Annotated in this window: 17 protein-coding genes and 2 tRNA genes; 11 read left to right on the forward strand and 8 right to left on the reverse strand. The window is 42.9% G+C overall.

The window, feature by feature from the left end:
* The first annotated feature begins 3 nt into the window (after positions 1-3).
* The 11 genes from J4856_RS04240 to J4856_RS04290 all read left to right on the forward strand — a co-directional run bounded on the left by J4856_RS04240 (position 4) and on the right by J4856_RS04290 (position 6,353).
* On the forward strand, positions 4-531 hold the full coding sequence (locus J4856_RS04240; protein WP_025839988.1) for a GNAT family N-acetyltransferase: 528 nt from the start codon (positions 4-6) through the stop codon (positions 529-531).
* A gap of 75 nt (positions 532-606) precedes the next feature.
* Positions 607-680 (forward strand) — tRNA-Asp (locus J4856_RS04245).
* 24 nt (positions 681-704) lie between these two features.
* Positions 705-778: transfer RNA gene (locus tag J4856_RS04250), tRNA-Asp, on the forward strand.
* Positions 779-1,134: 356 nt separating this feature from the next.
* Entirely contained in the window at positions 1,135-2,367 is a 1,233-nt protein-coding gene (locus J4856_RS04255; protein WP_025836893.1) for a site-specific integrase, read from the forward strand.
* Positions 2,368-2,392: 25 nt separating this feature from the next.
* Entirely contained in the window at positions 2,393-2,860 is a 468-nt protein-coding gene (locus J4856_RS04260; protein ID WP_025836895.1) for a DUF1896 domain-containing protein, read from the forward strand.
* A gap of 138 nt (positions 2,861-2,998) precedes the next feature.
* Positions 2,999-3,346: a hypothetical protein gene (locus J4856_RS04265; protein WP_025836896.1), complete on the forward strand. Its 348-nt coding sequence runs from the start codon at positions 2,999-3,001 to the stop codon at positions 3,344-3,346.
* A 352-nt stretch (positions 3,347-3,698) separates the two neighbouring features.
* The gene (locus J4856_RS04270) at positions 3,699-4,130 is read left to right on the forward strand and encodes a hypothetical protein (RefSeq protein ID WP_065367930.1); all 432 of its coding nucleotides are present in this window, start codon (positions 3,699-3,701) and stop codon (positions 4,128-4,130) included.
* A gap of 22 nt (positions 4,131-4,152) precedes the next feature.
* On the forward strand, positions 4,153-4,572 hold the full coding sequence (locus J4856_RS04275) for a PcfK-like family protein (protein WP_025836899.1): 420 nt from the start codon (positions 4,153-4,155) through the stop codon (positions 4,570-4,572).
* Between the two features lie 4 nt (positions 4,573-4,576).
* Entirely contained in the window at positions 4,577-5,851 is a 1,275-nt protein-coding gene (locus J4856_RS04280; protein WP_065367931.1) for a PcfJ domain-containing protein, read from the forward strand.
* A 27-nt stretch (positions 5,852-5,878) separates the two neighbouring features.
* Complete coding sequence (locus J4856_RS04285) at positions 5,879-6,133, forward strand: hypothetical protein (RefSeq protein ID WP_025836901.1); 255 nt, start codon at positions 5,879-5,881, stop codon at positions 6,131-6,133.
* 4 nt (positions 6,134-6,137) lie between these two features.
* Complete coding sequence (locus J4856_RS04290; protein WP_025836903.1) at positions 6,138-6,353, forward strand: hypothetical protein; 216 nt, start codon at positions 6,138-6,140, stop codon at positions 6,351-6,353.
* Between the two features lie 133 nt (positions 6,354-6,486).
* Here J4856_RS04290 and J4856_RS04295 read toward each other — a convergent pair whose 3' ends face one another.
* From J4856_RS04295 to traK, 8 genes are all read right to left on the reverse strand, one after another.
* Positions 6,487-7,398, reverse strand: a complete 912-nt coding sequence (locus J4856_RS04295) for a bacteriophage abortive infection AbiH family protein (RefSeq protein ID WP_249117976.1) — start codon at positions 7,396-7,398, stop codon at positions 6,487-6,489.
* Positions 7,399-7,504: 106 nt separating this feature from the next.
* Positions 7,505-8,011, reverse strand: coding sequence for a glycoside hydrolase family protein (locus J4856_RS04300; RefSeq protein ID WP_025836907.1), 507 nt, complete (start codon positions 8,009-8,011; stop codon positions 7,505-7,507).
* 11 nt (positions 8,012-8,022) lie between these two features.
* Positions 8,023-8,481 carry a DUF3872 domain-containing protein gene (locus tag J4856_RS04305; RefSeq protein WP_025836909.1) on the reverse strand — a complete coding sequence of 153 codons (459 nt, stop codon included), beginning with the start codon at positions 8,479-8,481 and terminating at the stop codon, positions 8,023-8,025.
* Between the two features lie 12 nt (positions 8,482-8,493).
* Positions 8,494-9,084 carry a conjugal transfer protein TraO gene (locus tag J4856_RS04310; protein WP_025836910.1) on the reverse strand — a complete coding sequence of 197 codons (591 nt, stop codon included), beginning with the start codon at positions 9,082-9,084 and terminating at the stop codon, positions 8,494-8,496.
* A complete protein-coding gene (traN, locus tag J4856_RS04315; RefSeq protein WP_025836912.1) occupies positions 9,078-10,028 on the reverse strand; it encodes a conjugative transposon protein TraN in 951 nt (316 codons plus the stop codon). Before traN ends, J4856_RS04310 begins: the two co-directional genes overlap by 7 nt.
* 49 nt (positions 10,029-10,077) lie before the next feature.
* Positions 10,078-11,346, reverse strand: a complete 1,269-nt coding sequence (gene traM / locus J4856_RS04320) for a conjugative transposon protein TraM (RefSeq protein ID WP_065367932.1) — start codon at positions 11,344-11,346, stop codon at positions 10,078-10,080.
* Complete coding sequence (locus J4856_RS04325; RefSeq protein WP_004353772.1) at positions 11,339-11,641, reverse strand: hypothetical protein; 303 nt, start codon at positions 11,639-11,641, stop codon at positions 11,339-11,341. Before J4856_RS04325 ends, traM begins: the two co-directional genes overlap by 8 nt.
* Positions 11,642-11,645: 4 nt before the next feature.
* Positions 11,646-12,269: a conjugative transposon protein TraK gene (gene traK, locus J4856_RS04330; protein WP_004353758.1), complete on the reverse strand. Its 624-nt coding sequence runs from the start codon at positions 12,267-12,269 to the stop codon at positions 11,646-11,648.
* Between the last annotated feature and the right edge of the window lie 41 nt (positions 12,270-12,310).

The raw sequence follows: 12,310 nt of genomic DNA on the forward strand, positions 1-12,310 counted from the left end.
GCTATGGAAAAGAAACAGCATGTGCAAGTCAGACTGAGAGCGATGGAGCCAGAAGATCTCGATATGCTTTATCATATTGAGAACGACCGTAGTCTGTGGAACATCAGCGCAACGAATGTTCCTTATAGCCGTTATGCCCTGCATAATTACATTGCTGATGCGAAAAACGACATCTATATTGATGGCCAACTACGCATGATGATTGAGAATCGGGAGCAGGAGGTTATTGGCATTATAGACCTTGTCAACTTCGACCCGAAACACCAGCGAGCTGAAATGGGAATCATCATCATGAAACCTTTCCGCCAACAAGGCTATGCCCATGCGGCAATCTCAGCCTTAATCGACTATACGCACCACGGCTTACATCTGAAACAAATCTATGCTGTCGTTGACGTTGATAATGAGGTTTCTATCCGTTGTCTATCCTCGATAGGATTTACAAATGGAAGTATCTTAAAGGATTGGCTTTATTGTGACGGAAAATACAAAGATGCACGGATAATGCAACTTTTTATAGAAAAAGGATAAATAATTTGGTGGAATAAATTTTTATTCCTATCTTTGCACTCGCAAAACAGAAAAAGGGTTTTATTAATCCATTTTGGTGCGTTAGTTCAGTTGGTTAGAATGCCTGCCTGTCACGCAGGAGGTCACGAGTTCGAGTCTCGTACGCACCGCTGAAGCCCGAATCTGTAATGCATGGTGCGTTAGTTCAGTTGGTTAGAATGCCTGCCTGTCACGCAGGAGGTCACGAGTTCGAGTCTCGTACGCACCGCTTTAAGTACTCTGAAAATAGTATCAGAGTTTTCTAAAGAAAATCGTAAGTATCATAACTTCAAGGAGTTATGATACTTTTGTTTTGTATCACTTCCTCTTTTCGGAGTATGTGTAGATACACAAAAATATCCCAAAATACTCCACAACGGCTACAATTCAGCTACAGAAATTCTTGAATTTCAAAAATTGTAGCCAAGAGTGGCTACAGAGTACATCAAGAGTACGTAAGAATTGCTCATCATTTGAAAATTATGTTGAACTTTGCAGCATGGTTGTGGATACAAATGGCTACACAACTTTTTAGTTTTGGCTACACAAAATCCATACTATGGCTACAATTAAAAACAAGTATTTATGAAGTCAAATTTTAAGTCAACATTCTATCTTAGAAGTAATTATGTGAACAAAGAAGGGAAGAATCCTGTGATGTTGAGAATCTATCTCAATAATGAGCGTCTCTCGATTGGATCAACGGGGATCTCTGTTTTGAAGTCTCTTTGGGATATTGACAAAGAACGTCTCAAGGGTCGAACAACTGAAGTCCTGAGGACGAATTTGCAACTCGATAATATCAGTACTGGGTTGCTTAATATCTTCCGACGTTTGGAGTTTTCTGATGATTTGTGTTTGGAACGAATCAAAGAAGAGTTTTTAGGAAAGAAAGGGGACATAGATACGTTTATGGCTCTTTTCGAGAAGCATAATGAAGACTTCCGAAAGCAAGTAGGAGTTTCTGTATCTGCTACTACTTTGCGAAAGTATGAATTATGCAAGCGTCACTTTGCAGAGTTCCTGAAGCAGAAATATGGTCGGACAGATATAAAGTTGTGTGAATTAAATTATACAGTCATCTATGATTTTGACCTTTATCTTCAAACAGTTGCCGGGCAATGTCGTAACACAGCAACAAAGACAATGAAGATTTTTAAGACAATAACCATTTTAGGTCGGAAATTGGGTGTGCTGCACCATGATCCGTTTGCTAATTATCATTTTCACTTGGAGCTTGTCGACAGAGGATTTCTCACTGATGAAGAAATTCTCAAAATTGTGAATAAAAAACTTACGATACCTCGTTTATCTCTTGTCCGTGATATATTCATTTTCTCATGTTTCACAGGGCTATCATACATAGATGTTGCCAATCTCACACCAGAACATTTAGTTAGTATGGACGATAAACAGTGGATTATGACGAAGAGACAGAAGACGAATGTAGAATCTTATATTCTTCTTCTTGATATTCCAAAGCAGATTATAGCTAAATATAACAATAATACTTATCGTGAAGGAAAACTGTTTCCTGTACTAAGTAATCAAAAAATGAATGCTTATCTAAAAGAAATAGCTGATATTTGCGGTATTGTCAAAAATCTTACTTTCCACATGGCTCGCCATACATTTGCGACCATGTCGCTCAGCAAGGGCGTTCCTATGGAAAGTGTGTCGAAGATGCTGGGGCATACCAACATTAAAACGACACAAATTTATGCCCGTATAACCAACAAGAAGATAGAACACGATATGGAACAGCTGGCTGGCAAGTTAGACAAGTTCAATGTTGCTATGGGCATCAACTCAAAATAATGTACAACCCTAAACCAAGAAGATTATGACAACAACAAAGAAAGAACTTTCCTACTTCCGTTTGAAGTTGGAAGCGTATCTCGGAGAGCATTTTCCAGAGAGAGTGAATGAAAATACGTTTATAACTGCTCGCGCAGACGAAGCATTGACAACTTACTGCGATGCTATAGCACAAGGTTTTTCTTACCCAGAAGCAGAGGTAATGGCAAGCGAAGTTCTGTATCAAGGACTGCACTTTTCCAAGTACGACACGCTTGTGTCTGTCTTGGAGAATGAGTTCGAGAAAGAACTTCCTTCTCCTCTTCCTGAAAGACTAACACCAATACTTCTGAAGAATAAGGCTGTGCAAAGTGTTTTCGACAAGTATGAGCTGACAGACGATTTTGGCGCAAGTCCGGAGTATGAGAAACTCTACACCGAACTGACAGGGACAATCGTTCTGATCATCGAGGTTAATGGTCTGCCAACCGTCAATAGTGAGAACATGACTTGATGTAACACCATCGGGAGCTTTTGTAGTGTCAAGAGCCAAGATAACTATTCTTCCCCACACACCAAGAGTTTAAGCAAACACTTGGCTTTGTGAGGCAGAATATCTTGTTATTGCTCTTGAACTATTAAAAGCTCCGATATGAATACAATCATCATGAATCAAGACGTTCACACACCTGCCTTCATCAAGGCAGACGCATCGAATAAAACCGATAATATCAAGCAGCAGTCGATTTCTCCCAAGCAAGTCCGCCGCTTCTCTTGGACACGCTTCATCGAACTCACTACCCTGCTTTCCGTTGTTATCGGTGTCATTTGGCTTATCTCGAAGGTGGTAACGCCGCAAGTCGTAACCGCCGTCTCTGTCATTGCAGGCTTTCTGATGCTACGTTTTATAGTCAGGGTAATTCTAAAAGTGACAATTACGCTGCTGAGCATTCTATTTTGGTTGGCTATTCTCTGTGCCCTCCTACTATGCGTGCTTTGAGAAGCATAGCTCTGTAAAACCTTTCATACTATTTCATCAGGTGGTTATCTCGCATATTGAGATAGCCACCTTTTCTATTTTCCACTACGAGCGTTGCACTTTCGCTTCCTTTCCAATGCTCCACGATATGCGATGACAAGAAGACGGATGCTGTTCCCTTTTTATCCGCAAAGGTAGTACGGGGCTGGTGGCTTTCAAAAGGTCTGTGCCACTTGGTTTGTCTGGAAAATCTCCACACCTACGGGTAGTATTTTCCGCCAAAACCTTGTGTAAGCCTGCCCCGCTACCTTGATTTTGCTACAAAAAGGAATCAGCATACTCCGATCTTTGGACGCATAAAAAAAATGTCGCTATGGATAAGCAAAAAGTAAATACAACATCTTCGATGAACAGAAAAGGATATAGCTCCTCCTCTCATTACCGCATTAACCCTGTGGCTGAAAAAAGTGAGCAAGTGTTGGCAATTAAGTTTGTACAATGGGACGTACTCCCTTTGGAGAGCCTTTGTAATAGCAAAGTATATCTCCTGCGTGTGAAACTCAATCGTGGCGAGTGTATGAGCCGTGAGGAAAAGAATTGGCTATGTGAGGCGGTGAACTCAAACACCTATTTCCGCACAGCCGTTCCCCTACAAGGCTATCGCTTTGACTTCTTTGATGTACTGAAGAAATATCTTGTCAATCAGTACGGACAATGGATAGAGTATTACGCACCCGATAGAACAAGCCTAAGAGCCTACCTATATGGACGCATCAATCAAATAGTAGAAATTCCCAAGTATTAACAACATCAAAACATATACGACAATGAAAGGAACAGAACATTTCACACGAACAATAGCCGAGTATCTCAATCAGCGTGCTATGGCAGACCCCTTATTTGCCCCTAACTTGATGAAACCGAACAAGAATATCGAGGAGTGCATCACCTACATTCTTAATGAAGTGCAGAAAAGCGGTTGCAACGGCTTTGATGATGATGAAATCTTCTCTATGGCTGTTCACTACTATGATGAAGACGATATTGAGGTGGGTAAGGCTATTTCTTGCCAAGTTGCCGTTAATCACATTGTAGAACTCACAGAGGAAGAAAAAGCCGAAGCAAGGCAGGAAGCCATTAAGCAATATCAGCGTGAGGAACTTGCCAAGTTACAGAGCCGTAACGCACGAGTGAAAAAGACCGAGAACATAGCATCCCAAGTACAACCATCACTATTCGATTTTTAAGCCTATGAAACCGAGAAACAAATTTGAGAAGGCGGTTTTAGAACAAAGCAAGCATCTTCGCCCAATAACCAAGACACAAGACAAGTGGGCATTCCGTGAGTGCATAGACCACTTTGCCTACCGCTTGCCCAAAGGTCGCACCACTTGTATGGATTGTGGGCATAGTTGGGTAATAAACAAACAGAGAGAAACTTGTACTTGCCCTCATTGCAGGGCAAAGTTGCAGGTCAAGGAAACATACGAGCGCAAGTTGCAGCAGAAGCAGTATTTCACCCTACTTACCACTTGTGGAGAGTTTCAAGTATTACGTATGTTCCTACTTATTGTGGGTATGGAGAAAGGTTACAAAGCACAGACGTCTATAATTGAGATTGGGCAATATTGGTGGAATATGCAGGGACGAAAAGCAGTGGTTGCCATACAGAGGGTATTGGGACACTATGTTGATACCTTTTCCTATTATAGTCCTATGGCGATACGCAACGATAATGAAGCCTACCAGCATATTGCCTACTCACCGATATATCCGAAGTTCAAGGTTACAGACATACTTCGTAGAAATGGTTTTAAGGATAATTTCTATGGCATCGTGCCTACTAAGTTTATTCCTGCATTACTTACAGACAGCCGTGTGGAAACATTGCTAAAGGCAGGTAGCACAGACCATTTACGTTACTTTCTTGGTAACAGGAGGACTTTTGAGGAACTATGGCAGTCCTACAAAATTGCAGTCCGTAACGGCTATGAGATAGCAGACATTTCTCTTTGGAATGATTATGTAGATACACTTAGAAGATTAGGAAAGGATATTCATAATCCAAAATATTTATGCCCCACAGACCTTAAAGGCGAACACGACCGCAGACACGAGGAACTTCTCAGATTGCGTGAAAGGGAGGAGATAGAACAGAAGCAGCAGAAGGCAATGGAAGACGAAAAGCGTTTCAAGGAACTCAAATCCAAGTTTTTTGGTATCTGTTTTACAGATGGCACTATTCAAGTCCACGTATTAGAGAGCGTGCAGGAACATTTAGAAGAAGGTGTATCAATGCACCATTGCGTATTTTCTAATGCATACTACCTTAAGGAAGACTCCCTTATCCTTTCGGCTACCATTGAAGGCAAGAGAATAGAAACCATTGAAATGTCTTTACGAACTTTGGAAGTGGTACAAAGTCGTGGAGTGTGCAACAAGAATACAGAATACCACGAGCAGATAGTAAACCTTGTCAATGCCAATCGAGGTCTTATAAGCCGAAGAATGAAAGCAACGGCATAAAGTATGAACCATTAAATTATCAGAGATATGAAAACAGAGATTGAGAACATCATCTACAACTATGCGAATGAGATACCGCATATTCTCATTAGGGTTATCAACGCAATAACTCTATCCGACAACAAAGAGGAGTTAAGGTCGGCTATCAACAAAATAGCCGAAGAAACTGAACTTGATAAGTTCTTTGCATACGGTTATGGTGCGCATCATTTTTGGCTTAAACACCGCAAATTATCCAATGGAGAGCCAAAGGAATACAGATTATTAAAAGTTGAATTTTAAGATTATGAAGAAGAAAGCTTACAGAGTTCGGACGCAATACATCTTCGAGGGAGTGTTTGATGTGGTTGCGGAGAACAAAGAAGAAGCACGGCAGAAAGTCCTGCAAAATTGTGGGTTGGTTATGGGTGGAAGCATTCACAGCATCTTGCCCGATGGGGAGGTGAATTGGGCGTTTGACATTCATCCGGATAAAAAGATAGATAGAATAACAAAGGTATAGGAATGGCATCCAAAATATACCAAGAGCCACGCAAACCGAAAATTTGCGTGGCTTCTTTTCTTTGTCTTTGAACAAGCAGGCGACCAAAGCAAAGAAGCAAAAGAAAGTCGCAAGAATTGCATTATAGGTTTAATTACAGAGTAAACGTTTGACAATTTGAAGCATCAAGTTTTAACTTCGAGATAAAGTCTTTTACTCTCGAAATTTCTTTGTCACGCTCTTGTGGATTATTATAATAAATGGAAAAGAACCACTGAACATCTGGTGTGACATGTTTAGCTATCTCTACAAAATAATCTAAATCAATATCAGATAAAGAGTGTCCGTAAATGACGATTTTATCTATATTGGTTAAACTGCTCCAGTACTTAGCATTGTCGCTAATTATTTCAGAAATATTTTTCTGCTGCTCATTTACAACTTCAGCAATATTATCGTATGCCTCATATTCATAAATCATTGGATCTTCTGAAAGGAAATCATTTCCATTAAGGTTGTTTATATGCCCAACAACTAATCCTTGATTACAGTTTCGCCTTCCATGTATATAATTGATTTGTGCCTTTGGAATTCTGTAAAGGGTCTCCAATGTTTCGGTATAGTTGAAAGATAGAAACATGCCATTTCTGTCAAAATGTGGCAAGACTACAGGCTGAGCATCTATATCTATTTGATTAACCCACTCTTCAAATATACCATGGAAAGCCTCGAACATCATTTCTAGGTGATATTTGGGGGCGTCCTCCATTTGAGCTTGAAACCGCATTTCATGGTCTTCCTCCAATTCAATATCTTCTGTCGATTCATCGAATGCGTTCTGAAAATCAATATTTCCTAAAGCATATTCAAGGTCACACCATAGTTCTAGTTCTCCATTTTTTTTATTCTTCGTGGGATAACACGTTTCTAACTGCCCTAACCAATACCCATCTGAGCCAGAATGTTCCCATGCATATTCTCTAAAATCACTATACAAAGAAGCTATGCCATGATGAATGTCAAAGCCATTGCCAATTATATGAAGTGTAGCCATCGCATTTCTCATTAATTAAAATTTCTACAAAGTTACTTATTAATAGTGACAAATACGAAAAACGGGAATAAAACTCACTCGCAAGTTGATTAAACAAACAGGAAGATTGATTGGAAAATCAAGGAATAAAGAATAGGGTAAACTCCACCTGTCTGCGCTTGACCAATCCTTTCAAAACTTGTCCCTTGTATTTGCAGAACGAAACATACTCACGATAGATATTTCTGTCTCCTGCCTCAATCTTTTGTAATAATCGGCTCTTGGGATGCTTACCATAACCAAGCAATCTCCCCACACCCACGTTATAGGCAAGTAGGCTGAGCAGCAGGGCATCCTTACCATAGCCTTTAAAGTGTTCAAAGCATTTCCATAAGTCGGCACGGAGCAATGAGTCTGCTTGCCGTTCCGTCATATCTGCCGTGTAGTGCTCTCCCCGTTGCAGCTGATGCCCATATCCAACATACGGATAATTCTTCCAGCTGTGCATACCCTCAAAGTACTTTACAACAACTACTGCACGCTCAAAAGGTGGCAAGTCTGCCAGCCGCACCCTGCGCTGAGCAAGGGTCGGCTGACAGAACAGGCAGAATATACAAAGTAAAATGAAAGAATTTATCGTTCGCATCCATTATGTTATTAGTGGCGAGAAGATGCAGGCTTATCTTTGCCCTCTTCTCGCTCGTTGTTAAAACTAAAGTTTAGCTGCTGAACCCTGCCGAAGTTATCCTCCACATATACATCAATTGTCTGGCGATCAGATGACAGAGAAGTGTAGTATAAGCGGAACACATCTTTCGTCAGCGGATAGCGGTCGTTCGGCTTGAATACCGTACCATTATCATTTCTTAGCAAGCCCTTACCATCAGACTGGAAATAACGTATCGTATAGCGAGTGTCAGCAAACTCACCGCCCCGCTTCAGCGTGCAGCGTATCTCAGCCGTCTGCCCCCTTATGATGTCCTTCTGAACCGGCATTGTCTCCAGCGTAAACGGATAAGACTGTTGAACATCCAAATCCCTATCACAAGCAGATAGGCAAAACACGGCAAGGGTCAGTACACCCATTACCCAAATCGTATTCAATATCTTCTTCATCTTTTCTTCTACTTAAAAGTTAAACCTTAGCCCTGCAGAAACAGCCGGACGGAAACGATGCACGTCCGTTCCAAAGAGGAAACGTCCCTGTGCCTTTACAAGAAAGAGAACCCTGTCTGTTAAAAACACTTCCACCGAGCCATGCACAGCACCGCCATAGACAAAGTGGGAACGGTCGAGCAGTGTCGCCCCATCGGGCAGCAACTTCTTGTCCTCGTTCAGTTGCTCATAGCCACCCAAGGCGGATATACCACCATAGAGAAATATGTTCTTGCCTCTGTCGGAGAGAACAGGGTGCATATAGCCCAAGTGCAAGAGTGCATCTTTGAGTTTTACGTCATAACTTCTGTACGGCATATTCTGCTGTTCATACTCAACTCCCACAAAGGTATAGTTCTCACGCCCCAGATAGCGGGTGAGTGATACTCCTATACCGAAATTGTCAGCTGCAAGAAATTTTTCTCCTTTGATAAGTGGAACACTCCCTACGACCTCTATTCCCCTTTGCTTGGGTATCAGTCGTTGTGCCTGCGATGGCAGACTGAAAGTCATGGCCACCGCAACGCATACTGTCAGAATGATATTGTTCTTCTTCATTACCATTTCAGTTTGAGGTTATCAATCTTCTTTGCCAGCTGCAGGTCTTCTGCTGTCACATAAAAAGTCAGCGTACGACCGCCATTTCTCTCATAGAGCGTCACTTCAAGCTGCTTGTCTTCTGCAAGAGAAAACTGTTCGAGCGCAAACACAGTGTGTTCACTACCCATGCCACGCACCTGCATCACCTGATGGTAGGCACGAAGTGGCTGAATCACCTGTTCTTGTATAGCGGTACGCTTTGCCATCTTCTTATCCACCACCTTAAAGGTGATAAAATCTACTGAGTACGGCATATTCGTGCCGTTTTCCATACGGGTGTGGAAATACAGCAAGCCGTTATGGGCATATAAGCCACGAAGCAGGAACTTCATACCGAACTGCTGTGCACCAATGTGCTTAATGCTGCGTCTGTCATTCTGGTAGATGGTCTGCATCATCAACTTTACTAATACGGGCGACTCGTTGCCGAGTTCCTTAAAGTAAATATCAGAGCGATTGCTTGGCAGCCTGCCTTCTGTCGTAGAAAGAAAGTCCTTCATCTCTATGCTGAGCTTCTCCGGCTCATCGGCATACTTTACATTGAAAGCATAGAAAGAGCCGTCCTCACAGATGACACTCATATTGGTTTCCGTCTCAAAGTCCTTCACCGAAGCCTTTACACGCAGTACGTTCTCTGCATCCTCCGCCTTTCCTGCGATGATATTCTGCGAACCTAAGTCTACATAGCGGATAGCAGAAGGGAAGATAAGATGCACAGTCTTGTCAAAGGTAACGTCAAGACCATACGGCAGTACGACACGCCCTGTTGGAATGGCACGGCTCATACCTTGAAAGAGCTCTCCCGAAGTAAGCGGACGGCTCGGTGTCAGACCATCATTGTCTTCCTGTGCTGTGGCTGTTGCTCCCACCATGGCAAGCATAGCCATTGATAAAATAATTTTCTTCATTGTTCCTTTTTTATTTGATGTTATTTTTTACTTATCATTTTTGATTGTTTTATTTGGACTGAACCAAGAAAAGGCGGTAGCCACCCTTAAGCGTTACCTTGACGGTGCGCAGTTTCTTCTGAAGCAGCTGACTTGCACCCTGCATCACCCCACGGGCAGCCTCTGAGATTATTTGGTCTTTGGCAGAGGAAGCGAAGGTAAAGGATGTTCCCATTGAACCACCTATGTTCGCCCCAACTTCCTTAAGCGCATTGATATCCTCCGAACCGGGTATATATACGCCCTCTTGTCCGTCCGTGTCGTACGCCGAGAGTTTGACGGCTATGATATGTCCGTCCACCTCTATGCTTTTGATAAGCAGGTGCATACGATTGCCTTCTATCTTGGCGACTGCTATGAGTCGGCTTTGACGTGGGATGTGCAAGCCCTGCACTTTGGCACTTTCAAGCAGACGGAGTACGACATTGTCCCCCTCCTTGAGCGTGCTCGTTCTGTCCACTACGACTTTCAGCGTATTGCGCATTAAAGATGGAGAACTACTGGTAAGCGAATGGAAACCCAAGTTGCGAGCCTTTTTGCCGTATTCCTCCATAAAGTACACATCGCTCATAGGTTGGTCAAGTGAAGATACTAACTGCCTACGCTCTGGCAGCACCTCCATTACAGGATTTTCCTTCTGCATGGTCTTGCCCTTAGTGGCTTCAGAGCCACCTACAGTGTCTTCCGACTTCTCCTTTCCTGCCGTCAGACCATTATTGAGGGTAGGTGGAGTTGATGCTTTAGGAAGATACTTCGCTGCCATCTGATAGCTCTTTTCCATCAAGGCAAGCTGCCGTTTCTCTTCATTGTCCTCCTTAGTATCCTTTTGAGATAGTTCTTTCTTTAGATTATCAATCTCCGAGCGCAAGGCTTCACGCTCCTGCTCGTGTGGATCGGGAGCGTAAAAGGAGTTCAAGAGCCGATTATTCTCTTCATAGCGATGCATGGAGTTTTCTATCTTTGCCGTAGAAGCAGTCGTCTCTGCACGCTGTTCCTCTGATGGAGCAGTGTTCTGGGTGAAATAGTCCGATAGTCTGCCCATCTCCTCGCGGGTCTGTTCCTCCTCGTGTGCCTTGTCGCCTAATTCGTAGGCTTTGAGCTTGTTTTCAGTGAGCTTTTCTGTCGTTGCCTGCGGGATGCTGTCATTGAGTCCCTGCTCTGCTGTGATCTTATCCTTGCCCGATGGTGCGAAGATAAACCACATCGAGAGGGCAAACAGCAGTCCTAATCCTCCGAAGACCAAGCCTTTCTTCATTTGTTCTTTCTGTTTATTATCCATTTTCTTTGATTGTTTGATGATGTTGTAGATAAAAATTGCCGTGTAACTCTTGTAAAGTACTGTCTGTCCGTATCGGACTGTCCGTCAGCTTTCCCGTGGGGATGGGTAGTTTCTCCTTCTTTGGAGGAAGGAAAAACTGCGCTATCATCCAGAGCGAGCAGAGCAGATAGATGAAACTCAGCCCATAGACGATTTCCTTTCTCTGCCTTATCGTGAGCCTTTCACACCGATGGCGGAGCCATAGGTGAAAGCGCAGATAGTGACGTGAGAGTAAAAAGTTTCTTTTCCTTGCCATAGCCTTATCGTTTATAAGTCTGTATGTCTCTGTTCTCCTTAACGAGGAAGTTCTCCATCAGGAAGCCTTGTGGGTTGTTATCCGAACGGACAGAGTTCTGCAGCGTGCAGGTCGTAACAAGACTGCGCTCTGTAACGTTGCTCTGACGGACGATAAACTCCCTTGCATAGGTTGTTACCGCATAAGGGTAAGTATTAAAGTTACAGTGGATAGAGTCCACCTCTATGCGCTGATTGACATTACCCGATATGGCACGGTTATAATAGCCCTTCTCTGCCAAGTCTTTGTAATAGTTGAAAGCCGACTTGTCACACAGCACAAAGGCACGCTCCATGTTCTTTTCGATGGCATCCTTGTCGGGTGCGATAGTGAAGAACAGCTCATGGAAACGACGTACATGCTCCCTTGCCTCTACAGGGCGGTTACGGCTTGCATCCTGACTGAGGGCAAGCATGAGCGACTTTCCCTGGTCAAGCACATAGATTTTCTCCCTCTGCTCCTTAGCGAAGCTGTACGAGGCATAGACGGCATAACCACTTACTGCCACGCAGACGATGGCAAAGACAAAGGCATAGAGTCTTATCTGTCTGAATGAGGTCTCGATATTACCAAGTGATTTGAATTCCATTTTTCTTTTATATCTGTTGATTAATTAAGCATAGTTGTTCG

Origin of the sequence: Prevotella scopos JCM 17725, assembly GCF_018127785.1 — a bacterium.
GTDB lineage: Bacteria > Bacteroidota > Bacteroidia > Bacteroidales > Bacteroidaceae > Prevotella > Prevotella scopos.